27 protein-coding genes are annotated in these 26,900 nt (G+C 70.8%); 16 read left to right on the top strand and 11 right to left on the bottom strand.

Translation table 11 applies throughout. The features are described from left to right. Positions 1–267 precede the first annotated feature (267 nt). Positions 268–1,470, top strand: coding sequence for an IS110 family transposase (locus tag ACFW47_RS34570; protein WP_386308211.1), 1,203 nt, complete (start codon positions 268–270; stop codon positions 1,468–1,470). Between the two features lie 111 nt (positions 1,471–1,581). Here ACFW47_RS34570 and ACFW47_RS34565 read toward each other — a convergent pair whose 3' ends face one another. Beyond that, a complete protein-coding gene (locus tag ACFW47_RS34565) occupies positions 1,582–2,808 on the bottom strand; it encodes an NADP-dependent malic enzyme (RefSeq protein ID WP_386286796.1) in 1,227 nt (408 codons plus the stop codon). Between the two features lie 473 nt (positions 2,809–3,281). Between ACFW47_RS34565 and ACFW47_RS34560 the strand changes: the two genes are divergently transcribed. From ACFW47_RS34560 to ACFW47_RS34550, 3 genes are read left to right on the top strand one after another with little or no spacing between them, the layout of a single operon-like run. Then, positions 3,282–4,409: an ABC transporter substrate-binding protein gene (locus tag ACFW47_RS34560; RefSeq protein ID WP_386286794.1), complete on the top strand. Its 1,128-nt coding sequence runs from the start codon at positions 3,282–3,284 to the stop codon at positions 4,407–4,409. A gap of 29 nt (positions 4,410–4,438) precedes the next feature. Next, complete coding sequence (locus ACFW47_RS34555) at positions 4,439–5,389, top strand: amino acid ABC transporter permease (RefSeq protein WP_386286792.1); 951 nt, start codon at positions 4,439–4,441, stop codon at positions 5,387–5,389. Further along, entirely contained in the window at positions 5,386–6,147 is a 762-nt protein-coding gene (locus ACFW47_RS34550) for an amino acid ABC transporter ATP-binding protein (RefSeq protein WP_386286790.1), read from the top strand. The genes ACFW47_RS34555 and ACFW47_RS34550 overlap by 4 nt, the downstream gene beginning before the upstream one ends. Positions 6,148–6,212: 65 nt before the next feature. Here the strand turns inward: ACFW47_RS34550 and ACFW47_RS34545 are convergent, their stop codons facing one another. Further along, positions 6,213–6,992: a class I SAM-dependent methyltransferase gene (locus ACFW47_RS34545; protein ID WP_386286788.1), complete on the bottom strand. Its 780-nt coding sequence runs from the start codon at positions 6,990–6,992 to the stop codon at positions 6,213–6,215. A 100-nt stretch (positions 6,993–7,092) separates the two neighbouring features. Here ACFW47_RS34545 and ACFW47_RS34540 point away from each other — a divergent pair, with 100 nt between their 5' ends. Beyond that, positions 7,093–7,722 (top strand): CGNR zinc finger domain-containing protein, encoded by a 630-nt coding sequence (locus tag ACFW47_RS34540; RefSeq protein WP_386286786.1) that lies wholly within the window; start codon positions 7,093–7,095, stop codon positions 7,720–7,722. Here the strand turns inward: ACFW47_RS34540 and sodX are convergent. Beyond that, entirely contained in the window at positions 7,626–8,063 is a 438-nt protein-coding gene (gene sodX, locus ACFW47_RS34535; RefSeq protein ID WP_386286784.1) for a nickel-type superoxide dismutase maturation protease, read from the bottom strand. The genes ACFW47_RS34540 and sodX overlap by 97 nt on opposite strands. A gap of 145 nt (positions 8,064–8,208) precedes the next feature. Here sodX and sodN point away from each other — a divergent pair, with 145 nt between their 5' ends. Next, a complete protein-coding gene (gene sodN, locus ACFW47_RS34530; RefSeq protein WP_003973716.1) occupies positions 8,209–8,604 on the top strand; it encodes a superoxide dismutase, Ni in 396 nt (131 codons plus the stop codon). Positions 8,605–8,758: 154 nt separating this feature from the next. On the opposite strand, the gene ACFW47_RS34525 is transcribed toward sodN, so the two are convergent. The 4 genes from ACFW47_RS34525 to ACFW47_RS34510 form a co-directional block, all read right to left on the bottom strand. Next, positions 8,759–9,343, bottom strand: coding sequence for a dihydrofolate reductase family protein (locus ACFW47_RS34525; protein ID WP_386308210.1), 585 nt, complete (start codon positions 9,341–9,343; stop codon positions 8,759–8,761). 53 nt (positions 9,344–9,396) lie between these two features. After that, positions 9,397–10,014 carry a GNAT family N-acetyltransferase gene (locus tag ACFW47_RS34520; RefSeq protein ID WP_386286780.1) on the bottom strand — a complete coding sequence of 206 codons (618 nt, stop codon included), beginning with the start codon at positions 10,012–10,014 and terminating at the stop codon, positions 9,397–9,399. Positions 10,015–10,243: 229 nt separating this feature from the next. Next, positions 10,244–11,380 (bottom strand): family 2 encapsulin nanocompartment cargo protein polyprenyl transferase, encoded by a 1,137-nt coding sequence (locus tag ACFW47_RS34515; RefSeq protein WP_386308209.1) that lies wholly within the window; start codon positions 11,378–11,380, stop codon positions 10,244–10,246. Positions 11,381–11,468: 88 nt separating this feature from the next. Beyond that, positions 11,469–12,875, bottom strand: coding sequence for a family 2B encapsulin nanocompartment shell protein (locus ACFW47_RS34510; RefSeq protein WP_386286776.1), 1,407 nt, complete (start codon positions 12,873–12,875; stop codon positions 11,469–11,471). A gap of 328 nt (positions 12,876–13,203) precedes the next feature. On the opposite strand from ACFW47_RS34510, the gene ACFW47_RS34505 reads away from it, so the two are divergent. Continuing rightward, positions 13,204–13,782: an N-acetylmuramoyl-L-alanine amidase gene (locus ACFW47_RS34505; RefSeq protein WP_386286951.1), complete on the top strand. Its 579-nt coding sequence runs from the start codon at positions 13,204–13,206 to the stop codon at positions 13,780–13,782. A gap of 37 nt (positions 13,783–13,819) precedes the next feature. After that, positions 13,820–14,728 carry a 1-aminocyclopropane-1-carboxylate deaminase/D-cysteine desulfhydrase gene (locus ACFW47_RS34500; protein WP_386286774.1) on the top strand — a complete coding sequence of 303 codons (909 nt, stop codon included), beginning with the start codon at positions 13,820–13,822 and terminating at the stop codon, positions 14,726–14,728. 11 nt (positions 14,729–14,739) lie between these two features. Here the strand turns inward: ACFW47_RS34500 and ACFW47_RS34495 are convergent, their stop codons facing one another. Further along, the gene (locus ACFW47_RS34495) at positions 14,740–16,332 is read right to left on the bottom strand and encodes a Na+/H+ antiporter (protein ID WP_386286772.1); all 1,593 of its coding nucleotides are present in this window, start codon (positions 16,330–16,332) and stop codon (positions 14,740–14,742) included. A 61-nt stretch (positions 16,333–16,393) separates the two neighbouring features. Between ACFW47_RS34495 and ACFW47_RS34490 the strand changes: the two genes are divergently transcribed. From ACFW47_RS34490 to ACFW47_RS34480, 3 genes are all read left to right on the top strand, one after another. Next, positions 16,394–16,654: a UBP-type zinc finger domain-containing protein gene (locus ACFW47_RS34490; protein WP_361217100.1), complete on the top strand. Its 261-nt coding sequence runs from the start codon at positions 16,394–16,396 to the stop codon at positions 16,652–16,654. Between the two features lie 248 nt (positions 16,655–16,902). Then, positions 16,903–17,316, top strand: a complete 414-nt coding sequence (locus ACFW47_RS34485; RefSeq protein ID WP_019326945.1) for an anti-sigma regulatory factor — start codon at positions 16,903–16,905, stop codon at positions 17,314–17,316. Beyond that, a complete protein-coding gene (locus tag ACFW47_RS34480) occupies positions 17,313–18,398 on the top strand; it encodes an RNA polymerase sigma factor SigF (RefSeq protein WP_386286770.1) in 1,086 nt (361 codons plus the stop codon). Before ACFW47_RS34485 ends, ACFW47_RS34480 begins: the two co-directional genes overlap by 4 nt. A 29-nt stretch (positions 18,399–18,427) precedes the next feature. Here ACFW47_RS34480 and ACFW47_RS34475 read toward each other — a convergent pair whose 3' ends face one another. After that, positions 18,428–18,883, bottom strand: coding sequence for a hypothetical protein (locus tag ACFW47_RS34475; RefSeq protein WP_386286768.1), 456 nt, complete (start codon positions 18,881–18,883; stop codon positions 18,428–18,430). A 127-nt stretch (positions 18,884–19,010) separates the two neighbouring features. Between ACFW47_RS34475 and ACFW47_RS34470 the strand changes: the two genes are divergently transcribed. After that, the gene (locus ACFW47_RS34470) at positions 19,011–19,979 is read left to right on the top strand and encodes a diacylglycerol/lipid kinase family protein (protein ID WP_386286766.1); all 969 of its coding nucleotides are present in this window, start codon (positions 19,011–19,013) and stop codon (positions 19,977–19,979) included. A 319-nt stretch (positions 19,980–20,298) separates the two neighbouring features. Continuing rightward, positions 20,299–20,556, top strand: coding sequence for a WhiB family transcriptional regulator (locus ACFW47_RS34465; protein WP_003973730.1), 258 nt, complete (start codon positions 20,299–20,301; stop codon positions 20,554–20,556). A gap of 208 nt (positions 20,557–20,764) precedes the next feature. Here the strand turns inward: ACFW47_RS34465 and ACFW47_RS34460 are convergent, their stop codons facing one another. Further along, a complete protein-coding gene (locus tag ACFW47_RS34460; RefSeq protein WP_386308208.1) occupies positions 20,765–22,240 on the bottom strand; it encodes a sensor histidine kinase in 1,476 nt (491 codons plus the stop codon). A gap of 364 nt (positions 22,241–22,604) precedes the next feature. Next, positions 22,605–23,246, bottom strand: coding sequence for a TetR/AcrR family transcriptional regulator (locus ACFW47_RS34455; protein WP_386308207.1), 642 nt, complete (start codon positions 23,244–23,246; stop codon positions 22,605–22,607). 96 nt (positions 23,247–23,342) lie between these two features. Between ACFW47_RS34455 and ACFW47_RS34450 the strand changes: the two genes are divergently transcribed. The 3 genes from ACFW47_RS34450 to ACFW47_RS34440 all read left to right on the top strand — a co-directional run bounded on the left by ACFW47_RS34450 (position 23,343) and on the right by ACFW47_RS34440 (position 26,875). Then, positions 23,343–24,095 carry an SDR family oxidoreductase gene (locus tag ACFW47_RS34450; protein ID WP_386286760.1) on the top strand — a complete coding sequence of 251 codons (753 nt, stop codon included), beginning with the start codon at positions 23,343–23,345 and terminating at the stop codon, positions 24,093–24,095. Between the two features lie 143 nt (positions 24,096–24,238). Next, the gene (gene nagB / locus ACFW47_RS34445) at positions 24,239–25,024 is read left to right on the top strand and encodes a glucosamine-6-phosphate deaminase (protein WP_386286758.1); all 786 of its coding nucleotides are present in this window, start codon (positions 24,239–24,241) and stop codon (positions 25,022–25,024) included. A 648-nt stretch (positions 25,025–25,672) separates the two neighbouring features. Beyond that, positions 25,673–26,875 (top strand): IS110 family transposase, encoded by a 1,203-nt coding sequence (locus ACFW47_RS34440; RefSeq protein ID WP_386308206.1) that lies wholly within the window; start codon positions 25,673–25,675, stop codon positions 26,873–26,875. The last annotated feature ends 25 nt before the right edge of the window (positions 26,876–26,900 follow it).

Below are 26,900 nucleotides of genomic sequence, written 5' to 3'. Positions count from 1 at the left end.
GGCGCCCCGTTATCTTCTTCGCGGTCCTGCAAGAGGGCCGCTGGCCTCCGGGCCCGGCATGACTGTTGCCCCCTGTCAAAGGGATGACCTGGGGGGTGGTGTCACCGGGCCCGAGGGGTGCCGTCAGAGACGCTGATCAGAGGTCTGACCACCGCCTGGCCGGGCGCAATACCCGGCTGCTCGCGGGCGGCAGGTCTGCATAACGTGGCTGCGCGAGAACGGCTCCCGACCTCGGGGCCGGCACACGTCGACACATGTGGGGGCACGGTGATCAGCATCGACGGGGTGGGCGTCTTCCTGGGCTTGGACGTCGGCAAGCAGACCCATCACGGACACGGACTGACTCCGGCCGGGAAGACGGTCTTCGATAAGCCGCTGCCGAACAGCGAACCGAAGCTGCGGGCGGTCTTCGACAAGCTGAAGGCCAAGTTCGGCACCGTCCTGGTGGTCGTGGACCAGCCCGCCTCCATCGGCGCCCTGCCGCTGTCCGTCGCCCGGGACGCCGACTGTCAGGTCGCCTACCTGCCAGGCCTGGCGATGCGCAGGATCGCCGACCTCTACCCGGGCGAAGCCAAGACCGACGCGAAGGACGCCGCCGTCATCGCGGATGCCGCCCGCACCATGCCCCACACCCTGCGCACGCTCGACCTGACCGACGAGGTCACCGCCGAGCTGACCATGCTCGTCGGCTTCGACCAGGACCTCGCCGGCGAGGCCAACCGCACCTCCAACCGCATCCGCGGCCTGCTCACCCAGTTCCACCCCAGCCTCGAACGCGTCCTGGGCCCGCGCCTGGACCACGCAGCCATCACCTGGCTCCTCGAGCGATACGGATCCCCGCAGGCACTCCGCAAGGCAGGCCGCCGCAGGCTCGTCGAGGTCATCCGCCCGAGGGCACCGCGCATGGCCGAGCGGCTGGTCGACGACATCTTCACCGCGCTCGACGAGCAGACCGTCGTCGTCCCCGGAACCGGCACCCTCGACGTGATCGTGCCGTCGCTGGCGAAGTCTCTCGCCGCCGTCCACGAACAACCCCGGGCCCTGGAGGCCAGAATCGAGGCCCTGCTGGCGGCCCACCCTCTTTCCCAGGTCCTGACCTCGATGCCCGGCATCGGCGTCAGGACCGCCGCAGTCCTCCTGTCCACCGTCGGCGACGGCAGCTCCTTTCCCACCGCCGCCCACCTGGCCTCATACGCCGGCCTCGCCCCGGCAACCCGGCAGTCCGGAACCTCGATCCACGGCGAACACGCCCCCAGAGGCGGCAACCGCCAGCTCAAACGGGCGATGTTCCTGTCCGCGTTCGCCGCCCTGCATGATCCCGCCTCCCGGACCTACTACGACCGCTGCCGAACCCGCGGGAAGACCCACACCCAGGCACTTCTCCGCCTCGCCCGCCAGCGGATCAACGTGCTGTTCGCGATGCTCCGCGACGGAACCTTCTACGAACCCAGAACCCCACGCCTCGCTTGACGAACGACATAGAGGCACCCCCCCGGCCCACACCGACGCCGCCCAACCCGAAAGCGAGCGGCCCCGTCCGCCAGGGACGAGGCCGCTCACCACAGGCAAGGCGTCACACGGTCACCGCCGTGCGACCCCCTCCGCACGGGCCGCCGCCGCCACCGCCGCCGTGACGGCCGGCGCCACGCGCTCGTCGAAGGGGGACGGGATGACGTAGTCCGCGGCGAGGTCGTCGCCCACCACGGAGGCCAGCGCCTCGGCCGCCGCGAGCTTCATGCCCTCGGTGATCCGCGACGCCCGCACCTGCAGCGCGCCGGCGAAGATGCCCGGGAAGGCCAGCACGTTGTTGATCTGGTTCGGGAAGTCCGACCGCCCCGTCGCCACGACCGCCGCGTACTTGTGCGCGATCTCCGGGTGCACCTCGGGGTTCGGGTTGGCCATCGCGAAGACGAAGGCGCCCTTCGCCATCGAGGCGACCGCCGGCTCCGGCACCGTACCGCCGGAGACGCCGATGAAGACGTCGGCGCCCGCGAGTGCCGACTCCAGCGAACCGGACAGCCCGGCCTTGTTGGTGAAGGAGGCCAGTTCCTGCTTGACCGGCGTCAGGTCGTCCCGGTCGGCGGAGACGACGCCCTTGCGGTCCGCGACCGCGACGTCCCCGATGCCGGCCTCGACCAGCATCTTGGCGATGGCGACGCCGGCCGCGCCCGCCCCCGAGATCACGGCGCGCAGCTCACCCAGCGTCCGCCCGCTCAGCCGCGCCGCGTTCCGCAGCGCCGCCAGCGTCACGACCGCCGTGCCGTGCTGGTCGTCGTGGAAGATCGGGATGTCGAGCCGCTCCTGGAGCTTGCGCTCGATCTCGAAGCACCGCGGCGCCGAGATGTCCTCCAGGTTCACACCTCCGAAGGAGGGCGCGAGCCGCACCACCGTCTCGACGATGTCGTCCGCGTCCGTGCAGTCCAGCGCGATCGGAACCGCGTCCACGCCGCCGAACTGCTTGAAAAGGATCGCCTTCCCCTCCATCACCGGAAGGGAGGCCTCGGGGCCGATGTCCCCGAGCCCCAGAACCGCAGTACCGTCCGTCACGACCGCCACGACCGACGACTTCCACGTGTAGTCGTGCACCAGGTCGGGCTGCTCGGCGATCGCGCTGCACACTTTCGCGACGCCGGGCGTGTACGCCAGGGACAGGTCGTCCTTGTCGCGGACCGGCACGGTGGCCTGCACGGCCATCTTGCCGCCGCGGTGCAGCGCGAACGCCGGGTCGAAGGAGTCGAGGGGCTCCCCCGTCTCCTGCTCCGTACCGGCGTCGCTGTCGCTGCGAGGATTGACGATCTCCGCTGCCACTTGTCTTACCCCTTAAGAGTTCATGGTTTGAGGGTTTGTCCACTCCTGGTGAGGAATGGGCGGGCACCGCACAGGTGGATGGCCGTTGGGGCCACAGGGAGGCCTGCGCGACGGGCGCGCCGCACACGCGCCCTGAGCCCCTGATGAGGGGTGTAAAGAACCTTCTTACCCGACGGACGCCCCCTGCGACGAGTCGGATAAGTGCAAGCTCACATGCCGGACCTCGAGCACCGCATGCCGGTGACATGACTCATAGACGAGTATCGAGACAACTTCACGGAAGCCCTTGACAGGCTTCGGCGACAAGCTCTTGACGGGCGGGCGCACCGCCGGACCATCTCCGCATTTCCAGGAATGCCGAAGATCTTTCGGCCGGAAGAGGGGATTCCCGTAAAGGTTGGGTCGGGTTGTACCGGCCTGGTGCGGTTCGGGGGGTCACCCGTTATCCGATTTTGACATGACGTCCCCCCTGAATGGCCGAGTCCGAATGGCAAGATGCCGTAATCACACGAGGTCGCGACACTCGAAGGCGTGTGCTCTCGTCGACCCACGGCGCCTGCCGGTCCCCCGGCCGGCGCCCCGTCCCACCGGAACTCCACCGTCCCCATCGGCATCTCCTTTCATCCGCCGGAGGAACCACCATGACCGCACGCTCCACCCGTCGTACGACCGCCGCGCACTCCCGGACAGCAGCGGTCGGTGCGATCGCGGTCGCAGGCGCCCTGCTGCTCACCGGATGCGGCGACCAGACCGAGAACAGCGGCTCCGGCGGCGACGACCAGTCCGCGGTGGCCGCCCCGCTGGCCGACAAGCTGCCGCAGGCCATACGCGACAAGGGCGTCATCAAGGTCGGTTCCGACATCGCCTACGCCCCGGTCGAGTTCAAGGACAAGTCCGGCAAGACGGTCGGCATCGACCCCGATCTCGCGGACGCCATGGGCAAGCAGCTCGGCGTGAAGTTCGAGTTCGAGAACGGCACCTTCGACACCCTGATCACCGGTCTGCGCTCCAAGCGCTACGACATCGCGATGTCGGCGATGACCGACACCAAGGAGCGCCAGGAGGGCATCGACTCCGAGACCGGCAAGAAGGTCGGCCAGGGCGTCGACTTCGTGGACTACCTCACCGCCGGTGTCTCGATCTACACCAAGAAGGGCGACGACCAGGGCATCAAGACCTGGTCCGACCTGTGCGGCAAGAAGCTGGTCCTCCAGCGCGGCACGGTCTCCGAGGACCTCGCCAAGGCCGAGAACGAGAAGTGCCCGGCCGGCAAGAAGATCACCATCGAGCCCTACGACAACGACCAGCAGGCCCAGACCCGCCTGCGCGCGGGCGGCGCCGACGCCGGCTCCTCCGACTTCCCGGTCGCGGCGTACGCGGTGAAGACCTCCGGCGGCGGCAAGGACTTCCAGCTCGTCGGCGAGCAGGTCGAGGCCGCCCCGTACGGCATCGCGGTCGCCAAGGACAACACCCAGCTGCGGGACGCCCTGAAGGCGGCGCTGGACGCGATCATCGCCAACGGCGAGTACGAGAAGGTCCTCGACAAGTGGGGCGTGGCGGAAGGTGCCGTCACCGAGGCCACCGTCAACGGCGGCAAGTGACGCCCGGCGGGCGCTGAAAGGCAACATCCGTGACTGTTGACATCGACAAGACGGCGGGCGGCCCGGCCGACACCCCGCCGGCCGGGGCGGAGGCCATCAAGGCCATCCCGGTCCGGCACTACGGGCGGTACGTCTCCGCGACGGTCGCGATCGCGCTGCTGGCCGCGGTCGTGTACGCGTTCTCCCAGGGCAAGATCAACTGGGGCGCGATCCCGGACTACTTCTTCGACGACCGGATCGTCTCCGGTGTGGGCAAGACGCTGCTGATCACCGTGCTGGCCATGGCGATCGGCATCTTCGGCGGCATCCTGCTCGCCGTCATGCGGCTGTCGAAGAACCCGGTGACCTCGTCCATCGCGTGGTTCTACATCTGGTTCTTCCGCGGCACGCCGGTCCTGGTACAGCTGGTGGTCTGGTTCAACCTGGGCCTGGTCTTCGAGTACATCAACCTCGGCCCGGTCTACCGGGACGAGTGGTCGGACTTCATGACGCCGTTCCTGACGGTGCTGCTCGGCCTCGGCCTGAACGAGGCCGCGTACATGGCGGAGATCTGCCGGGCCGGTCTGCTCGCGGTCGACGAGGGCCAGACCGAGGCGGCGCACGCGCTGGGCATGAGCCACACCAAGACGCTGCGCCGGATCGTGATCCCGCAGGCGATGCGCGTGATCGTGCCGCCCACGGGCAACGAGGTCGTCAACATGCTGAAGACGACCTCGCTGGTCTCGGTCGTCCAGTACCCGGAGTTGTTCCGCGCGGCCCAGGACATCGGCCAGACCTCCGGGGCACCGGCCGAGATGCTGTTCCTGGCGGCCGCCTGGTACCTGCTGCTGACCTCGGTCTTCAGCGTGGGCCAGTACTACCTGGAGCGGTACTACGCGCGGGGTTCGAGCCGGTCCCTGCCGGCCACCCCGTTCCAGAAGATCAAGGCGAACGTGCTGTCCCTGTCCAGCCGCTCCAAGCCGACGGGAGGCACCGCATGACCGCCATGGTGAAGGCCGAGGGCGTCCACAAGTCCTTCGGCGCCGTCGAGGTCCTCAAGGGCATCGACCTGGAGGTGAAGCAGGGCGAGGTGTTCTGCCTCATCGGCCCCTCCGGCTCCGGCAAGTCCACCTTCCTCAGGTGTATCAACCACCTCGAGAAGATCAACGCCGGGCGTCTGTACGTCGACGGCGAGCTGGTCGGCTACCGCCAGAAGGGCGACAAGCTCTACGAGCTGAAGGACAGCGAGGTCGCCCGCAAGCGGCGGGACATCGGCATGGTCTTCCAGCGCTTCAACCTGTTCCCGCACATGACGGCCGTCGAGAACGTCATGGAGGCTCCGGTCCAGGTCAAGGGCGCGAGCAAGGCCCAGGCCAGGGAGCGCGCCACCGCCCTGCTGGAGCGGGTGGGCCTCGGCGACAAGGCCGGCAACTACCCCTCGCAGCTCTCCGGAGGCCAGCAGCAGCGCGTCGCCATCGCCCGGGCACTGGCGATGGACCCGAAACTGATGCTGTTCGACGAGCCGACCTCGGCCCTCGACCCGGAGCTGGTCGGTGACGTCCTGGACGTCATGCGCGACCTCGCCGAGTCCGGCATGACGATGGTCGTCGTGACCCACGAGATGGGCTTCGCCCGTGAGGTCGGCGACAGCCTGGTCTTCATGGACGGCGGTGTGGTCGTGGAGTCGGGCAACCCGCGCGACGTCCTGACGGACCCGCAGCACGAGCGGACGCAGGCGTTCCTGTCCAAGGTGCTCTGAGCACCCGCGGGCACGCCGAAGGGGCGGTACGGATGTCCGTACCGCCCCTTCGGCCTGTTCCCGGGCTACTTGAGCGCCAGCAGCAGCGTGTCCGACGGCGAGCACCACACCGGCCGCGCCTCACCGAAGCCCTTCTCGCGCAGCACGCGCGCGTGCCACTGGGCCGAGGGCATGTCGCCGTCGGCGTGCTCCCCGTAGATCTCGAAGCGGCGGGCGGTGGGACCGGCGAGGACCGGGTCCTTGGCGGCGAGCTGCCACCACTCGGACCAGTCGAGCGCGCCCCCCGCCTTGGCGGCGTCCATCCGCGCGTGCCGCTGCGCGCGCTCGGCCGCGTTGATCCGGGGCGTCGTCTCGTCGATCATGTGGTCCGCGTTCATGAAGACACCGCCGTCGCGGACGACCTCCGCGACCCGACCGTAGAGGGCCGCGAGGGGTTCGGAGTGGAGCCAGTGCAGGGCCGTGGCGGTCAGTACGGCGTCGTACGAGTCGTACGGCAGCTTCGACGTCCAGTCGGGGTCCTTGAGGTCGGCGGTGACCAGACAGACCCGTTCGTCGCCGGCGAAGGTCCCCTCGGCGATGGCGAGGAGCGCCGGGTCGAGATCCACGCCGGTGCTGGTGGCCTGCGGGAAGCGGGCCAGCAGACGGGCCGTGATGGTGCCGGTGCCGCAGGCGAGGTCGAGCACCCGGGGCGCGGGCCCCACCAGCGCCTCGACCATGTCCAGCATGATCCGGAAGCGTTCCTCCCGGTCGGGCATGTACCACTCCTGCTGCCGGTCCCAGCTCTCCTGCCAGGCCTGCCAGTCGGCTGCGGGTGTGGTGGCCGTGGTGATGTCCGCGTCCGTCATCGAGCCCCTCCATCGCGTGCGTCACGTAATACCCTGTAAGCACGATCAGCCATTACCTGACCGCAGGCACGACCATAGAGCCCCTTCGTAAGGACTACAAGTGGAACTGGCCTATTACTCGGACTACGCCGTGCGTCTCGTCAACACCGAGGAACCGGCCCGGGGGCAGGACTCCCTCACCTCGGTCGAGGCCGTCCGCGAGCTCTTCGGCGCCAACCAGTCGGCGGCCCGGCGCGCCACGGACGCGGACGTGACCCGCTTCCGCTCGGTCCGCGGGCGGCTGCGCGCGGTCTTCGAGGCCGCCGACGGCGGCGACGAGACCCTCGCCGTGGACCTGCTGAACTCCCTCCTGCTGGAGTTCCCGGTGAGCCCGCAGATCTCCGGCCACGACCACCGCGACGACGACGGCAGCCCGCTGTGGCACATGCACCTGGCGGACCACCCGTCCAACGCGACCGCCGGTTTCGCCGCCATCGCGGCGATGGGCCTGGCCTTCCACCTCACCGAGTACGGCGTGGACCGCCTGGGCCTGTGCGAGGCGGCCCCCTGCCGCAACGCCTACCTGGACACCTCGACGAACCGCTCCCGTCGCTACTGCTCGGACCGCTGCGCCACCCGTGCCAACGTGGCGGCCTACCGCGCCCGCAAGCGCCTGGAGGCGGACCGGTCGGTCAGCACCGGCCGGAGCGCGGAGAACGCCCAGCGGCCCACGGCGAACGGCGAGCGCTGACCCGGCTTCAGGGGCCGGTACCGCGCCCGCGCGCGCCCGAGCACCAGTTCCTCCGGGACGACCCCGTAGTCGGTGCTGTCGCCGCCCGCGAAGGCGTTGTCGCCGAGCACCCACCAGCCGGCCCCGCGCCGCTCGACGGCCCGCTTGACCACCAGCAGGTCCTGCTGGAAGGGGTGGCGCAGCACCACGACGTCACCCGGCCGGACCCGAGCCCCCCAGTGCACGAGGAGCACGTCGCCGTGATGGAGCGTGGGCACCATCGACGGCCCGGTCACCTCGGCCGGGCCGAAAGGCAACGCCCCTCTCGGGCGTTCGGTCTCCTGCGACGACTGCTCCGGCATGACCCGGCACCTCCCCGGTGTTTCCTCCACCAGTCTCAGTCTCACCCCGGACTTTTGTCCTAAGCCCACGGGGGCACTCGCGAAATCGCGCCTCCCAGGGAGTAATGTCCCCCCTGAGAAGACGATCACGAGGAAGGAACGCTTCATGCTTTCCCGCCTGTTTGCCCCCAAGGTCACGGTCAGCGCCCACTGCGACCTGCCCTGCGGCGTGTACGACCCGGCCCAGGCCCGCATCGAGGCGGAGTCGGTGAAGGCCGTGCAGGAGAAGATGGCCGGCAACGACGACCCGCACTTCCAGACGCGTGCCACGGTCATCAAGGAGCAGCGCGCCGAGCTGGCGAAGCACCACGTCTCCGTGCTGTGGAGCGACTACTTCAAGCCGCCGCACTTCGAGAAGTACCCGGAGCTGCACCAGCTGGTCAACGACACCCTGAAGGCCCTGTCGGCCGCCAAGGGCTCGAAGGACCCGGCGACCGGCCAGAAGGCGCTGGACTACATCGCCCAGATCGACAAGATCTTCTGGGAGACCAAGAAGGCCTGATCCGACCCTGGATCACACCTTTCGGCCTGCGGTGCCCCTTGCCGCACGGTCGCACGGTCTTCCGGTCTCGCACCCGGACCGCGGGGCGCCGAGCACGGCGCCCACGGCGGTCCGGGTGCGGTCGTTTCCGGCCTGACTCAGCAGGCGGCGCCGGTCAGCGCTTCCTGCGGTACGTCCGCACCACGACGCCGTTGCCGAAGCCGCGCACCGACTGCGGGGCGAACTCGGTGACGGCGAAGCCGGTCCCGAACATCGGCATGCCGGTGCCCAGCACCACGGGGTAGGTCTTGACGACCAGCTCGTCGACCTCGTCGAACAGCTCGCCGGCGACGGCCGATCCGCCGCACAGGTAGATGTCGAAGCCGGTGTCCTCCGCCTTGAGTCCGCGGACCTTGCCGGCCAGGTCCGCCGAGACGATCTCGACGTTGGGGTCGGGCGACTCCGTGAGCGTGCGGGAGGCGACGTACTCCCGCAGGTGTGCGTAGGGGCTGGTCACACCCTCCTTGAGGGCGAGGTCGTAGCTGGCCCTGCCCTGGACGGCCGTGTCGAACCGCTTGTTCGGCAGGTCGTCGATGCCGAGCGGCCGACGGACGTGGGTCGGCAGGGTCTCCGGGTATTCCGACTTCAGGAACGCGAGGAACTCCTCGTCGACGAACGGGACCATGAACGCGGCGTCGCCGTCCGGGCCGCCGATGAAGCCGTCGATCGAGCAGGCGATGAAGTACGTGAGCTTGCGCAAGACGCTGTCCTCTCCCTTGACCACTCCATTCATAGTACTCCGCCTGGAGTGGTTCAAGGAGTTTGCCGCGGCTCGCGCCACATCGGCCACATCCGGGGGCCGTCCGGGAGGTCCAGGGCCCGGCCGGTGAACTCGAAGCCAAGGCGTTCGTACAGGCCCTTGCTGCGGTCGCTGCTCGCCTCCAGATAGGCGGGCAGCCCCTCACGGTCGCACCGGTCCAGGACCGACCCGATGAGCGCGGTACCCAGGCCCTCGCCCTGCCTGCCGGGGGCCACGCCGATCATCCACAGGTACTCGTGGGCCCGGCCCGAGGGATGGATTCCTTCCGTCAGCCGGGCTATCAACTCCACCCGCTCGTTGTCCGGATCGACGGCCTGGCGCACCAGGGCCGGGACGTCCTCGGCGTCGTCGCCCGGCTCCTCGCCGGTGCCTTCTCCCGCGGGCACGGACAGCCAGAGCGCACAGGCCGCGCCGTCCTCCGTGAGGTCGATGCGCCCGTCGGCGAGCACGGCGTCGGTGAAGGCGGCCATGAGCCGGTGGTGGGTCCGGCGGCGGTACTCCCCACCGGGGAAGACCCAGCCGCTCACCGGATCTTCCTGGAACGCCTCGTCCAGCAGCCGGACGACCAGTTCCCGGTCGTCCTCCCCCGCCGTCCGGATCGCCACACCCATGCCCCGCCCGCCCTTTCGCCTCAACCCCGCTCGCGTGTACGGCGGTTGAGCCTAGCCGGACGAACGCCGAGAAGGCGGGCCCCGCACGCCGTGGGGAAGTGCGGGACCCGCCGGACCGGAGCCCTCGGCGGCGCGACCGTACGTCGGTCAGGTCCGTACGGCCCTGCGCGGGCTCCGGTGTCGTGCCCGGCCGTCCGGCGCTCGATCGCCGCCGGACGGCCGGGGAGGGTCAGGTGCTGCGCCGGGTCACGAACTCGGCAAGCGCGAGCAGGCCGCCCGCCGCCTCCGGATCGGGCACCGCGCGGGCCAGTTCCTGCATGGCCCGGGCCATGCGGTCGGCGGCCTGGGCCTGCGCCCAGTCACGGCCACCCGCCCGCTCCACGGCCAGGGCGCTGCGCTCCAGGTCCTCCGTGCCCTCGTCGTACGGTGCCGCGTACAGCTCGGCGAGTTCGGCGGCGGCCGGAGTGCCTGAGGACAGGGCGGCGACCACCGGAAGCGACTTCTTCCGGGCGGCCAGGTCCGCGCCCGCCGGCTTGCCGGTGCGCCGCGGGTCGCCCCATATGCCGATGACGTCGTCGATGAGCTGGAACGCCAGCCCGGCCTCCCGGCCGAAGGCGTCCAGAGCCTCCACCTCCTCGTCGGCCGCCCCCGCGTAGAGCGCGCCGACCGCGCAGGCACATCCCAGCAGGGCGCCCGTCTTGGCCTCGGCCATGGCGAGCGTCTCCTCCAGAGTGACCTCGTCCGGGGCGCGCCGCTCCATGGCCGTGTCCGCGTGCTGGCCCTCGCAGAGTTCCATGACGCAGTCGGCGAGCCGGGCGGCGGCCGCCGCCGACGCCGGGTGCGGGTCCACGGCGAGCAGCCGCAGGGCCAGCGCCTGGAGGGCGTCCCCGGCGAGGATCGCGTCGGCGTCGCCGAACACGGTCCACGCGGTCGGCCGGTGGCGCCGGGTGCTGTCGCGGTCCATCACGTCGTCGTGCAGCAACGTGAAGTTGTGGACCAGCTCCACCGCCGCCGCGGCCGGCACCGCCGCCGCCCGGGCCGCGGGGCCGCCGAGGGCGGCGGCCGAGGCCAGGACGAGCGCGGGGCGGATCGCCTTGCCCGCGTTGCCGGACGCCGGTGTGCCGTCCGCGTGCTGCCAGCCGAAGTGGTAGAGCGCGACCCGCCGCATACCGGCGGGCAGGGACGCGATGGCGGACCGCAGCCCGGGGTCGACCGACGCCCGGGACTCCCGCAGGAGCACCGCGGCCTCATGCCCGTCGGCCGGGCCTTCCGGCTCCTCCCCCCGTTGTGTGCCGATGCGCTCGCCCCTTTCCAGGGTTCCGATGGGCCGGCGCGCCCCACCGGTGCCGTGCGGAGCCTCCGTCATCGACTCGCCTCCCCCCGTGCGCCCGCGACCGTACCCCCGGGGTGTACCCGCCCGGGCGGGCGGGAACACGGCGTTCGGGAGACTGGTGTCACTGCCAACGGCCGATCTCGACGTTCTCCAGCACGCCGAGCGCGTCCGGTACGAGGACGGCGGCCGAGTAGTAGGCCGTGACCAGGTACTTGATGATGGCCTGCTCGTTGATCCCCATGAACCGCACCGACAGACTCGGCTCGATCTCGTCGGGGATGCCGGTGGCGCGCAGCCCGATCACGCCCTGGTCCTGTTCCCCCGTACGCATCGCGATGATCGAGGACGTGCGGGCCTCGGTGACCGGGATCTTGTTGCACGGGTAGATCGGCACCCCGCGCCAGGTCGGGATGCGGTTGCCGGCGACGTCGATCGTCTCGGGGACGAGTCCGCGCCGGTTGAGCTCGCGGCCGATCGCGGCGATGGCACGCGGGTGGGCGAGGAGCAGCTTGGTGCCGCGGCGGCGGCTCAGCAGCTCGTCGAGGTCGTCCGGGCCGGGCACACCGTCGTGCGGCTGGATCCGCTGGTCGTACTCGCAGTTGTGCAGCAGGCCGAACTCGCGGTTGTTGATGAGCTCGTGCTCCTGGCGCTCCTTCAACGCCTCGACGGTCAGGCGGATCTGCTGCTCCGTCTGGTTCATCGGCTGGTTGTAGAGGTCGGCCACGCGCGAGTGGATGCGCAGCACGGTCTGGGCGACGCTCAGTTCGTACTCACGGGGCCGCGCCTCGTAGTCGACGAAGGTGTGCGGGATGTCCGGCTCGCCGCTGTGGCCGGCGGAGAGGTCGATCGCCTTCTCGCCGTGCCTGTTGGTGGGCTGCTGGGGGAGCGAGCGGCGCTCCTCGAGGTGTGTGCGCAGGGAGTCGGAGCGCTCCGCGACCTGCTCCACCTCCTGACGCGGCAGCACCAGCACCGTGCAGGCGGTGACCGTGCGGGCGGTGTACTCCCAGATGGCGTCCCCGTCCAGCAGCGCCTCGTCGCCGAAGTAGGCACCGTCGGCGAGGACGCCGAGCACCGCGTCGTCGCCGTAGGGGCCGGTGCCGACCTTCTCCACCTTGCCGTGGGCCAGCAGGTACACCTCGTCGGCCTGGGCACCGAACGAGGCGATCACCTCACCGGGGCCGAACTCCCGCTGCTCGCAGCGCTGAGCCAGCTCCGAGAGCACCTCTTCGTCCTCGTACGAGCGCAGGGCCGGCAGCTCGCCCAGCTCCGCGGGGATGACCTCGACGCGGTCGCCGGTCTTCACGAACGTGACCCGGCCGTCGCCGACGGCGAAGGTCATGCGCCGGTTCACCCGGTACGTGCCGCCCTGGATGTCGACCCAGGGAAGCGTGCGCAGCAGCCAGCGGGAGCTGATCTCCTGCATCTGAGGAACGGACTTGGTCGTGGTGGCCAGGTTCCGCGCGGCCGCCGTGCCGAGGCTCTGCTGCGGCCTGGTCTGCTCGGTGCGGACCTCTTCGCCTACCGACATAAGGAATTGCCCTCCCGGTCATGCCGGACGGCTGCGCCCGGCATCGATGTGCGTGCACCAGCCTTCCTCACGGAGCGTGCCGGTGCTATTACCCGAAAGAGCGGGAATGGATCACCGCCGACCGGGGCAGACATGGGAGCTTGTTCGACGTATCGGCGACTTGTCCGGCGCAGGTCAGAGCCGATGGCCGGTATGACATTGGCCGAAAGGACTCGTACGGGGACCGAACAAGTCGTAGGGAGCACTCCATTTCGGTAGAAGCACTGTACGAGGCGGTCGCGCCGGGCGGTCGTCGCGCAGCGTGAAGGAGTCGGCCGTGGCCTCACCCATGTCCGCGAGCAGTTTCCTCAAGGCACTGAAGGCGGAGGGCCTCACCGTCGTGCAGGTCGGCGACTGGCGGGACCACAACCGCAACCACAAGGGACCCTGGGGCCCCGTGCACGGCGTGATGATCCACCACACGGTCACCAAGGGCAGCGCACGGACCGTGGAGATCTGCCGCAAGGGTTACGAAGGCCTGCCGGGTCCGCTGTGCCACGGGGTCATCACCAAGGACGGCAGGGTCCATCTCGTCGGGTACGGGCGCGCCAACCACGCCGGACTGGGCGACGACGACGTGCTGCGCGCGGTGATCGCGGAGAGGGGGCTGCCCCGGGACAACGAGTCGAACACCGACGGCAACCGTCACTTCTACGGCTTCGAGTGCGAGAACCTGGGCGACGGGGACGATCCCTGGCCGGCCGCGCAGCTCGAGGCGATCGAGCGGGCCGCCGCCGCGGTCTGCCGCCATCACGGCTGGAATGAACGATCCGTCATCGGCCACCTCGAATGGCAGCCGGGGAAGGTGGACCCGCGGGGGTTCTCGATGGGGTCGATGCGGGAGCGGATCCGCGACCGGCTGAAGTGAGGCGTGCGCCCCGAGCGCGTGACGGGACAATGGCTGCATGACCGGCACCTTGACCTCCGAGCTCGCCGCTCTGCGACCGCGCCTGCCCTCTCCCTTGCAGGAGGTCGCCGACGAGCGGTTCGAGCGGCGCGGGGTCCGGTTGCTGTTGAAGCGCGACGACCTGATCCATCCGGAACTGGTCGGCAACAAGTGGCGCAAACTCGCTCCGAACCTCGCCGCCGGGACCGGGAGCACCGTCGTCACGTTCGGCGGCGCGTACTCCAACCACCTGCGCGCCACGGCCGCCGCCGGCCGGCTGCTCGGGCTGCCCACGGTGGGCGTGGTGCGCGGTCAGGAGCTGGCCGGCCGGCCGCTCAACTCCTCGCTGGCCCGGTGCGCGGCCGACGGCATGCGACTCCACTTCGTCGACCGCTCCACGTACCGCCGCAAGACCGAGCCCGACGTCCTGGCGGCGCTCCTGCGCGCGGTGGACGCCGAGGACGCGGTCGTCGTGCCCGAGGGCGGCAGCAACGCGGCGGCCGTACGCGGCTGCCGGGCGCTCGGCGAGGAACTGGGCGAGCACGCCGACGTCGTCGCGCTCGCCTGCGGCACCGGCGGCACGCTGGCCGGGCTGGCCGCGGGGCTGCCCGCGGGACGCCGGGTGGTGGGCATACCCGTGCTCAAGGGCGGCTTCCTGGCCGACGACATACGGCGGCTCCAGGACCGCGCGTTCGGCGGGCCGCGCGGCGACTGGCGCCTCGACGACCGCTTCCACTTCGGCGGCTACGCCCGCACCACCGCCGGGCTCGAGGCCTTCGCCGAGGACTTCGAGCGCCGTCACGGCCTGCCCGTGGAGCGCGTCTACGTCGCCAAGATGCTGCACGCCCTGGTCACGCTGACCGAGGAGGGCGCCTTCCCGCGCGGGACCACCGTGGCCGCGGTCGTCACCGGCCGCCCCTTCCCCTGACCCCGGGCGCCCTACGTCGTCTCCCGGTACGCCGCCGCCTCCTCCAGGTCCAGCCGGCGCAGCAGGGTCCGCAGCATCTCGTCGTCGATGTACCGGCCGTCCCGCAGCCGCACGAAGACCTCCCGCTCGGCGCCGATCATCTCCCGCGACAGCCGCCGGTAGGTGTCGTCGACGCTCTCCCCGGTGACGGGGTTGACCTGGCCGAGCCGTTCCCAGACGGCGTTGCGGCGACGCTCCAGGACCGTGCGGAGGCGGTCGGCGAGGGGTGCGGGCAGCGCGTTGCGCTCGTCGGCGAGGAGGTCGTCCAGGCGCTGCTCCGCGGCGCGGGAGGCCTGGGCCTGGGCGTTGGCCTCCGCCAGGGTCTCGGCCCGGACGTCACGGGCGGGGAACTTCAGCAGGCGGATCAGCGGCGGCAGGGTGACGCCCTGGACGACCAGCGTGCCGATGACCGTGGTGAAGGTGAGGAACAGGATGAGGTTCCGCTCGGGGAAGGGCCCGCCGCCGTGCACGGTGAGCGGGATGGAGAAGGCGATGGCCAGCGAGACCACGCCCCGCATCCCCGCCCAGCCGATCACGAACGGCCCCTTCCAGGACAGGTCCCCCTCGCGCGCGCGGACGCGTGCCGACAGGCGCGGCAAAAAGGTCGCCGGATACACCCACACGAAGCGGGTCACGGCGACCACCAGGAAGACGGCGACCGCGTACCAGGCGGCGTCGGCGCCTTCGTAGTCCCCGAGGCCCTTGAGGACCACGGGCAGCTGGAGGCCGATGAGCGCGAACACGGACGACTCGAGGACGAACGCCACCATCTTCCAGACCGCCTCCTCCTGGAGGCGGGTGGCGAAATCGACCTCCCACGCGCGGTGGCCGAGGAACAGCGCGACGACCACCACAGCCAGCACCCCGGACGCGTGCACCTGCTCCGCGACCGCGTAGGCGACGAATGGGATCAGCAGGGAGAGCGTGTTCTGGAGGAGGGCCTCCTTCACGTGGGTGCGCAGCCAGTGGAGCGGCACCATCAGCACCAGCCCGACGCCGACGCCGCCGACCGCCGCGATCAGGAACTCCGCGATCCCGCCGGCCCAGGTGGCGCCCTCGCCGACCGCCGCGGCGAGCGCCACCCGGAAGGCGGTGATCGCGGTGGCGTCGTTCACCAGGGACTCGCCCTGGAGGATCGTGGTGATCCGGTTCGGCAGTCCCACCCGGCGCGCCACCGCCGTGGCCGCGACGGCGTCGGGTGGAGCCACCACCGCGCCGAGCACCAGGGCCGCGGTCAGGGGCAGGCCCGGCACGATCAGGTACGCGGCGGCGCCCACGACGAAGGTCGCGAAGAGCACGTAGCCGACGGACAGCAGCGCCACGGGCCGCAGCTGCGCCCGCAGGTCGAGGTAGGAGCTGTCGGTGGCCGCCGTGTGGAGCAGCGGGGGCAGCAGCAGCGGCAGGACGATGTGCGGGTCGAGGGTGTAGTCGGGCACGCCGGGCACGTAGCTCACCGCGAGGCCCACGGCCACCAGCAGCAGCGGCGCCGGCACCGGCAGCCGCCGGCCCGCCGCGGCGATCGCGGCGCTGCCCGCCACCAGCAACAGCAGCGGCATCACGTCCATCGTCCTCGCCCGCCCTCGTTCTCCACGCGGTGGTCCGCACGCCCGTCGTAACCTGGCAATCATGAAACAGTGCACGCACGCCGACGCGCTGCCGCACCCGGAACCGGAGCCGCGCAGCGAGACCTGCCCGGAGTGTCTGGCCGAGGGGACGGACCCGGTGCAGCTGAGGCTGTGCCTCGTGTGCGGCCATGTCGGCTGCTGCGACTCCTCGCCGAGGCGGCACGCGACCGCGCACCACGAGGAGACCGGCCACCCGGTGATGCGCACCTTCGAGCCCGGGGAGAACTGGCGTTGGTGTTTCGTGGATCACGTACTCGTGTGACCTCGGTCCGGGACGGTTCGACCGTCTGAGGCCTGGGTACGTCAACCCGGCGCGCGCTCTTCCGATTTGAGCCCGCCGAACCCCTAGCCACTGTACGTGTTCATGTGTTTACTATGAGTTACGGCAAGGGGTTGGGGTCTCGGGGACAGGAAAGTTCGGAGCGCGATAACGTCACCGCTGAACCACGTATCGCGTTACCCCGAGGTGACCCTCGGCCCTGTAACGCTTGTACCACCTTGGAGGTGAGGGTGTCCCAGATCGCAGGCGAGCCCGCGACCCAGGACTTCGTCGAAGTCCGGCTGCCGGCCGCGGGTGCCTACCTGTCGGTGCTGCGTACGGCCACGGCCGGCCTCGCGGCCCGTTTGGACTTCACCCTCGACGAGATCGAGGACCTGCGCATCGCAGTCGACGAGGCCTGCGCGATCCTGCTCCAGCAGGCCGTGCCCGGCTCGGTGCTCAGTTGCGTCTTCCGCCTCGTCGACGACTCGCTCGAGGTCACCGTCTCGGCGCCGACCACGGACGGACACGCCCCCTCGCGGGACACCTTCGCCTGGACCGTGCTGTCCGCCCTCGCGGGCAAGGTCTCCTCCGCCGTGGACGAGGACAACACCGTTTCGATCAGCCTGTACAAACAGCGCGGCGCGGGACCCGGGCCGGCGTGAGGGACGGGGACGGGCCGGTGCGGGACGAGGAGCGCGGCACACGGGAACGGCCGGCCGAGGCCACACGTGTCGAGAACGAGGCCCGAGGCATGGCGGACGGCATCGACGGCATCCCCGAGCAGGCCCGGCCGCATCCTCAGGACGAGGCCTCGCCCGGGGCCGTCGTCCCGGGAGACGGGCAGCGGACCGGGGAGACCCCCGTGCGGCCCGTCCGAGCGGAGGCGAAGGCTCGGGAAAGGGCAACGGGCGGGACGATGAGCGAGCACGAGCGACACGCCGAAGAAGAGGCTCCGGGCGCACGGGGCACGCAGGGCACGCGCCACGACCCGCAGGACCGCAGCGGGGCGCGTCTGATGTTCGCCGAGCTGCGCGCCCTGGAGAAGGACAGCCCCGAGTACGCGGAGCTGCGCAACCGGCTCGTCCGCATGCACCTCCCCCTCGTCGAGCACCTCGCGCGCCGCTTCCGCAACCGCGGGGAGCCCCTGGACGACCTCACCCAGGTCGCCACCATCGGACTGATCAAGTCGGTCGACCGCTTCGACCCGGACCGCGGGGTGGAGTTCTCCACGTACGCGACCCCCACGGTCGTCGGCGAGATCAAGCGGCACTTCCGGGACAAGGGGTGGGCGGTGCGCGTGCCGCGCCGGCTCCAGGAGCTGCGGCTGGCCCTGACGACGGCCACCGCGGAGCTCTCGCAGCTGCACGGCCGCTCCCCCACCGTGCACGAGCTCGCCGAGAAGCTGTCGATCTCGGAGGAGGAGGTCCTGGAGGGCCTGGAGTCGGCCAACGCGTACTCCACCCTGTCCCTGGACGTCCCGGACACCGACGACGAGTCCCCGGCGGTCGCGGACACCCTCGGAGCCGAGGACGAGGCGCTGGAGGGCGTCGAGTACCGCGAGTCCCTCAAGCCCCTGCTGGAGGACCTGCCGCCGCGGGAGAAGCGAATCCTGCTGCTGCGCTTCTTCGGCAACATGACGCAGTCGCAGATCGCGCAGGAGGTCGGCATCTCCCAGATGCACGTGTCGCGGCTGCTGGCGCGCACGCTGGCACAGTTGCGGGAGAAGCTGCTGGTCGAGGAGTAGCCGCGGCGACGGAAAGCGTCGGGTGCCGGCTACTTCCGCGCGCTGCCGGGGCCTCGGATGCCGAGCGCCTGGGTGGTCGCGGGGTTCACCAGCAGCACCAGCGCCGTGACCGCCACGACGGCGAGCACGATGCCCGCCGGGATGGCGACGCTGTCGGCGTTCAGCATGTTGTAGGCCACGGGCAGCGCCATGATCTGCGTGATGATGGCGGGCCCCCGGCTCCAGCCCCGCCGCGCGAGCAGACCGCGGGCGGCGAGCAGCGGCAGCAGGGCGAGGACGACCAGGGTGACGCCGCCGGTGACGGCGGAGGTCCGGTCGTCGGGGTGGCCCGTGAGACCACCCACCAGCATCCAGGCTCCGCCGACGACGAGCGCCAGCCCCTCCAGTGCGGCCAGGGCGGCCGCGGCGGTCAGCCGCCCGGGGCGGGGGCCCGCCTCTTCGGCGGCTTCGGCGGCTTCGGGGGTGGGGTTCTGCTCACTGCTCACCCCTGAAGGGTAGCCCTCGCCGACACCGGCTCCCGTGGGGGCGTCCGGCACGATGCGCGCACCGCGGCCCGCCGCGATCTCCCCCTCGGGCTGGGCCGGGTACCGCCCAGTAGGTACCCTGCACAGCATGCGTGCACTTCTCGTGGTCAATCCGGCGGCAACCACCACGAGCGCGCGCACGCGCGACGTCCTGATCCACGCGCTCGCCAGCGAGATGAAGCTGGAGGCCGTCACCACGGAGTACCGCGGGCACGCGCGCGACCTCGGCCGGCAGGCGGCGCAGAGCGACGACATCGAGCTGGTGGTGGCCCTCGGCGGCGACGGCACGGTGAACGAGGTCGTCAACGGCCTGCTGCACGCCGGCCCCGACCCGGAGCACCTGCCCGGCCTCGCGGTGGTCCCCGGGGGCTCCACCAACGTCTTCGCCCGCGCGCTGGGTCTGCCCAACCACGCCGTGGAGGCCACCGGCGCCCTGCTCGACGCGCTGCGCGACGGCAGCGAGCGGACCGTCGGACTGGGTCTGGCCTCCGGCACGCCCGGCACGGAGGACGAGGCGGTACCGGCCCGCTGGTTCACCTTCAACGCCGGACTGGGCTTCGACGCCGGCGTGGTCGGCCGCGTCGAGCAGCACCGCGAGCGCGGCAAGAAGTCGACGCACGCCCTCTACGTCCGCCAGGTGATGCGCGCGCTCATCGGCGAGCCGCACCGCCGCAGCGGGACGATCACCCTGGAGCGGGCGGGCGAGGACCCGGTCACCGATCTGGTGCTGTCCATAGTCTCGAACACGTGCCCCTGGACGTTTCTCGGCAACCGCCCGATCTACGCGTCGCCGCAGGCCTCGTTCGACACCGCGCTCGACGTCTTCGGCCTCAGCCGCCTGTCGACGGCCGCGGTCGCCCGGTATGGGACCCAGTTGCTCACTTCGTCCCCCGAGCGCGGACCCCGTGGCCGGCACGCCGTCTCCCTGCACGACCTGACCGACTTCACCTTGCATTCGAAGGTGCCACTGCCCCTCCAGATGGACGGTGACCACCTGGGGCTGCGGACCAGCGTGACGTTCACAGGCGTACGCCGTGCACTGCGTGTGATTGTGTGAGCAGAAGGGGCTAAAGTCCTTTCACTCGAACGTTTAGACCAGGATCCACCCCCAGGAAGTACGGCTGTGACCTAGTCGACACCGATGAATCAAAAAAAACTTTCCGGAAGGGGTTGTATCCGCCGCCGAGGTTTGCGAGTCTCTTCTTGGCGATCGGGACGGCCCGCAAGACCGGCCTCCACAGATCACCGGAACCCCTCTTCAAATCACAGGACCACGCCGGGCAACCTGGCGGTAGGCCCTTCCCTTGTTGAGGGATTCGTGAAAGCGTTCACATTCACAAGCACCCTGCATGTAATACCAAGGAGAGGTAGCAGCCATGGACTGGCGTCACCGCGCCGTTTGCCGCGAGGAAGACCCCGAGCTCTTCTTCCCCATCGGCAACACCGGTCCCGCGCTGCTGCAGATCGAGGAAGCCAAGGCCGTCTGCCGTCGCTGCCCTGTCATGGAGCAGTGCCTGCAGTGGGCGCTCGAGTCCGGTCAGGACTCCGGCGTCTGGGGTGGTCTCAGCGAGGACGAGCGCCGCGCGATGAAGCGCCGTGCCGCCCGCAACCGGGCTCGTCAGGCCTCCGCCTGACCAGCCACCCCTGCTGACAGCCTGAGCATGGCGGCGTGTACAGCGCGTACACAACCCCCGCTCCCGAGCCGCAGCGCGCAGTACCCCCGATGCGCATCGGACGATGGATCGCACGAGCACTGGCCTCGGACCTTCACGGGTCCGGGGCTTTTTGCTGTCCGGAGCGGTGACGGTCCGGCCGGTCAAGGTCCGGACCACGGCCCACCTGCTACTTCTGCGTCGGCACCGGGATGTCCAGGATGACCCGGGTGCCGCGCTCGGGGGCGGGGACCATGTCGAAGCTGCCGCCGAGCTCACCCTCGACCAGGGTGCGCACGATCTGCAGGCCGAGATTGCCCGAGCGGTGCGGGTCGAAGTCCTCGGGGAGGCCGACGCCGTCGTCCTGGACGGTGACCAGGAGCCGGGCCTCCTTGGTCGTGCCGCCGCGGACGGCGGAGACCTCGACCGTGCCGGTGTCGCTCTCCCGGAAGCCGTGTTCCAGCGCGTTCTGCAGGACTTCGGTCAGCACCATCGACAGGGGGGTGGCGACTTCCGCGTCCAGAATGCCGAAGCGACCGGTGCGCCGGCCCGTGACCTTGCCCGGCGAGATCTCCGCCACCATCGCCAGCACTCGGTCGGCGATCTCGTCGAACTCCACACGCTCGTCCAGGTTCTGGGAGAGCGTCTCGTGCACGATCGCGATGGAGCCGACCCGGCGCACGGCCTCCTCCAGCGCCTCGCGGCCCCGGTCGGACTCGATCCGCCGTGCCTGGAGGCGGAGCAGGGCCGCCACCGTCTGGAGGTTGTTCTTCACCCGGTGGTGGATCTCCCGGATGGTGGCGTCCTTGGTGATCAACTCGCGCTCGCGGCGACGCAGTTCCGTGACGTCGCGCAGGAGCACCAGCGATCCGATGCGCGTGCCCTTGGGTTTGAGCGGGATGGCGCGGAACTGGATGACCCCGTCGTGCGCCTCGATCTCGAACTCGCGAGGCGCCCAGCCGCTGGCCACCTTGGCGAGCGCCTCGTCCACCGGCCCGCGGGACGGGGCGAGTTCGGCGGTGGTCCGGCCGAGGTGATGGCCGACCAGGTCGGCGGCGAGGCCCATGCGGTGGTAGGCCGACAGGGCGTTCGGGGAGGCGTACTGGACGATGCCGTCGCCGTCCACCCGGATCAGGCCGTCGCCGACGCGGGGCGAGGCGTCCATGTCGACCTGCTGGTTCTCGAACGGGAAGGCGCCCGCCGCGATCATCTGGGCGAGGTCGGAGGCGCTCTGCAGGTACGTGAGTTCCAGGCGGCTCGGGGTGCGCACGGTGAGCAGGTTGGTGTTGCGGGCGATGACGCCCAGGACGCGGCCCTGGCGGCGCACCGGGATGGACTCGACTCGGACCGGGACCTCTTCACGCCACTCCGGATCGCCCTCACGCACGATCCGGCCCTCGTCCAGGGCGGCGTCCAGCATCGGGCGCCGGCCGCGCGGGACGAGGTGGCCGACCATGTCGTCCTGGTACGAGGTCGGTCCGGTGTTGGGGCGCATCTGGGCGACGGAGACGTACCGCGTGCCGTCGCGGGTGGGGACCCACAGGACCAGGTCGGCGAAGGAGAGGTCGGAGAGGAGCTGCCACTCCGAGACCAGCAGGTGGAGCCACTCGAGGTCGGAGTCGTCGAGTGCTGTGTGCTGGCGTACGAGTTCGTTCATGGAGGGCACGCGACTGAGCGTACCTGGCGGTTTCCCGGGAACACCCGCGGGCCGCGGCGCCTGAGAGGGACCCTCAACCCTCCCGGCACCGCAGCCCGGAGCAACAACGGCCGTGGGGTGTGCGGTCCCGGTCGGCCGAAGGATGAGGAGCCGGGGCAGTCAGGGCAGAGAGCACCGGTTCCTCGGTCCGCCCTCCTGTGCGGGGAAGGCGGAAGCCTGACGATCACCTTGCGTGATACTCACGGCAAGTGTCTCAGTCGCCATTGTGGACTAGACCACTCGCCGTGTCCATGCGATGGACGTCGTTTGTCGTTGTCGCGCCCACCGACTGCTCGCGCGTCCGAGCACCCGGCAGAAGCCTAACCCTGTTGGCTCAGGCACGGGGCCAGACGGCCAGGGCAATTTCCGCGAGCGCTTCCAGCTCGGTCCGGCTCGCGCCGTCGCGCGCCTGCTGGGACATGCCCTGGATCATGGCACCCGCGTACCGGGCGAGGGCGGTGGCGTCGGTGTCCGCGGGCAGCAGGCCCGCGGCGACGTCGGTGTCGATCCGGCTCTCGATCGCGGCGATGTTGGCGTTGCGCCGCCGGCGCAGGGACTCCTCGACCTCGGCTGTCGAGCAGTTGGCGGCCGCGTGGATGACGAGGCAGCCGTGCGGGCGGCCGGGCGCGGTGTACTCGGCCGCGGCCTCGCGCAGCATCCGCCCCACGCCCGCCCGCGCCGTCGGCTCTTCGGCGAGGGCGCGGTCCCCGAAGGAGCCGTAGCGGGCGCCGTACTCCTGGACGACCTCCTCGAAGAGCGAACGCTTGTCGCCGAAGGCGGCGTAGAGGCTCGGGGCGCCGATGCCCATGGCACGGGTGAGGTCGGAGACCGACGTCGCCTCGTACCCGTGCTCCCAGAAGGCCATCAGCGCCTTCTCCAGGGCCGTCGCGCGATCGAAGGAGCGGGGGCGGCCACGGGTCCTGGCGCTTCTGGGCTGCATCCCGGCCCGTTCGTTCTTCTCGTCACTGCTCACCATGGAGTGCATTTTATAGCGGCCACTAGAAAAAAGCCGCCGGCCTGCTGTACGGTCCTTTGTGTAGCGACCACTAGACAATTCGGAGGGGGCGCCGACATGGGCGTGCTTACGGGCAGGACGGCTCTCGTCACGGGAGCGAGCAGGGGCATCGGGCGAGGGATCGCGGAGCGGCTGGGCCGCGACGGCGCCCGGGTCGCTGTGCACTACGGCAGGAACGGGGCGGCGGCGAAGGAGACGGTCGCCGCGATCGAGGCGGCGGGCGGCTCGGCGTTCGCCATCGAGGCCGACCTGCGCGCCCCCGGAGCGGCCGAGGCGCTGTGGGAGGAGTTCGACCGGCACGCCGACGGGCTGGACATCCTGGTGAACAACGCCGGGATCGGCAGTACGCGCCCCATCGGGGAGATAGGCGAGGAGGAGTACGACGCGGTCTTCGCGGTCAACGTGAAGGCACCGTTCTTCATCCTCAAGCACGGCATGGAGCGACTGCGCGACGGCGGCCGGGTCGTCAACATCTCCTCGGGACTGGCCCGCACCGCGGTGATGCCGGACAACATGGCGTACGCGATGACGAAGGGCGCGCTGGACGTGCTCTCGCGTGACCTCTCCAAGGTGCTGGGCACTCGGGGCATCACGGTGAACTCGGTGGCGCCCGGCATCATCGACACGGACAACACGGCCGAGCTGCTGCACGGGAGCACGGACGGCTGGGACCGGGCGGCGGCGCTCTCCGCGCTGGGCGGGGTGGGGACCCCGGCCGAGGTCGCCGACGTGGTGGCGTTCCTTGCCTCGCGCGAGGGCCGGTGGGTCACGGGGAGCTGGGTGGACGCGACGGGAGGCTCGCTGACGTGACCCCGGCGTGAGACCGCCACCGTCAGGCCGTACCGCCCGGCTGTTTCGACGCGCCCACGGGGCCCGGCTCTGTTAGATTGGTCTAAACCACATAGCCAGTCCCGGACCCCGGGTGAGTCCTCTCTTCGAAACGGCAGGCAAGCGTGGAAGTTGTCATCGTTCCCGACGCCAGGGCAGGCGGCGAGCTGATAGCCGAAGCCATGGCGCAGTTGCTCCGGCGCAAGCCCGACGCCCTGCTCGGGGTGGCCACCGGCTCGACGCCGCTGCCGGTGTACGAGGCGCTGGCCGCGAAGGTGCGCTCGGGTGCCGTGGACGCCGCGCGGGCGCGGATCGCCCAGCTCGACGAGTACGTGGGACTCCCGGCCGAGCATCCGGAGTCGTACCGCTCGGTGCTGCGGCGGGAGGTGCTCGAGCCGCTGGGCATCGGCATGGACGCGTTCATGGGCCCCGACGGCACGGCGGCGGACGTACAGGGCGCGTGCGAGGCGTACGACAAGGCGCTCGGCGAGGCCGGCGGCGTCGACCTCCAGCTGCTGGGGATCGGGACGGACGGGCACATCGGCTTCAACGAGCCGTGTTCCTCGCTCGCCTCCCGGACCCGGATCAAGACGCTCACCGAGCAGACCCGCGTCGACAACGCGCGCTTCTTCGACGGCGACATCGACCAGGTGCCCCACCACGTGATCACGCAGGGCATCGGGACCATCCTGGAGGCCCGGCACGTGGTGCTGCTCGCCACCGGCGAGGGCAAGGCGGACGCGGTGGCCGCGAGCGTCGAGGGGCCGGTCGCCGCCGTGTGCCCGGCGTCCGCACTCCAGCTCCACCCGCACGCCACGGTCGTCGTCGACGAGGCCGCCGCCTCCAAGCTGAAGCTCGCCGACTACTTCCGGCACACGTACGCCCACAAGCCCGACTGGCAGGGCATCTGAACGCACCCGGTCCCTCGCGACCGGACCGCCGCGTGCGGAGAGGGCGCCGTCCCGAGCGGACGGCGCCCTCCGTCGTCTCCGGCCGGCAACGCTCCGCGCCGTCCCGACGGGAGGCGCCCTCCGCCGCCCCGGATGAGCGCCCGTTCCGCCGCCCCGGTGGGCGCCCTTCGCTTCTTCCGGCGAGCAGCGGCACCCCTCGCCCCCGGAGGGCAGCTCCCTTCACCGCCCCTGCGGGCGGTGCGCCTCGCCGTCCCGGCCGACCGGACCTGCCCGACCCCGGCGGCGGAGGCGGACCCGGCGGGTGGGAACGGGCCGTGCGTCGGGGCGGCCGGCGTCCGCCAGTGCCTGCCCACGGGCACGCCCCCGGACACCACGCAACCTCACCCCCCGTTATCTTCTTCGCGGTCCTGCAAGAGGGCCGCTGGCCTCCGGGCCCGGCATGACTGTTGCCCCCTGTCAAAGGGATGACCTGGGGGGTGGTGTCACCGGGCCCGAGGGGTGCCGTCAGAGACGCTGATCAGAGGTCTGACCACCGCCTGGCCGGGCGCAATACCCGGCTGCTCGCGGGCGGCAGGTCTGCATAACGTGGCTGCGCGAGAACGGCTCCCGACCTCGGGGCCGGCACACGTCGACACATGTGGGGGCACGGTGATCAGCATCGACGGGGTGGGCGTCTTCCTGGGCTTGGACGTCGGCAAGCAGACCCATCACGGACACGGACTGACTCCGGCCGGGAAGACGGTCTTCGATAAGCCGCTGCCGAACAGCGAACCGAAGCTGCGGGCGGTCTTCGACAAGCTGAAGGCCAAGTTCGGCACCGTCCTGGTGGTCGTGGACCAGCCCGCCTCCATCGGCGCCCTGCCGCTGTCCGTCGCCCGGGACGCCGACTGTCAGGTCGCCTACCTGCCAGGCCTGGCGATGCGCAGGATCGCCGACCTCTACCCGGGCGAAGCCAAGACCGACGCGAAGGACGCCGCCGTCATCGCGGATGCCGCCCGCACCATGCCCCACACCCTGCGCACGCTCGACCTGACCGACGAGGTCACCGCCGAGCTGACCATGCTCGTCGGCTTCGACCAGGACCTCGCCGGCGAGGCCAACCGCACCTCCAACCGCATCCGCGGCCTGCTCACCCAGTTCCACCCCAGCCTCGAACGCGTCCTGGGCCCGCGCCTGGACCACGCAGCCATCACCTGGCTCCTCGAGCGATACGGATCCCCGCAGGCACTCCGCAAGGCAGGCCGCCGCAGGCTCGTCGAGGTCATCCGCCCGAGGGCACCGCGCATGGCCGAGCGGCTGGTCGACGACATCTTCACCGCGCTCGACGAGCAGACCGTCGTCGTCCCCGGCACCGGCACCCTCGACGTGATCGTGCCGTCGCTGGCGAAGTCTCTGGCCGCCGTCCACGAACAACGCCGGGCCCTGGAGGCCAGAATCGAGGCCCTGCTGGAGGCCCACCCTCTTGCCCAGGTCCTGACCTCGATGCCCGGCATCGGCGTCAGGACCGCCGCAGTCCTCCTGTCCACCGTCGGCGACGGCAGCTCCTTTCCCACCGCCGCCCACCTGGCCTCATACGCCGGCCTCGCCCCGGCAACCCGGCAGTCCGGAACCTCGATCCACGGCGAACACGCCCCCAGAGGCGGCAACCGCCAGCTCAAACGGGCGATGTTCCTGTCCGCGTTCGCCGCCCTGCATGATCCCGCCTCCCGGACCTACTACGACCGCTGCCGAACCCGCGGGAAGACCCACACCCAGGCACTTCTCCGCCTCGCCCGCCAGCGGATCAACGTGCTGTTCGCGATGCTCCGCGACGGAACCTTCTACGAACCCAGAACCCCACGCCTCGCTTGACGAACGACATAGAGGCACCCCCCCC

Source organism: Streptomyces sp. NPDC058796, from assembly GCF_042745235.1.
In the GTDB taxonomy this organism is placed as follows: domain Bacteria; phylum Actinomycetota; class Actinomycetes; order Streptomycetales; family Streptomycetaceae; genus Streptomyces.
This window is presented reverse-complemented; position numbering and strand designations above follow the sequence as displayed.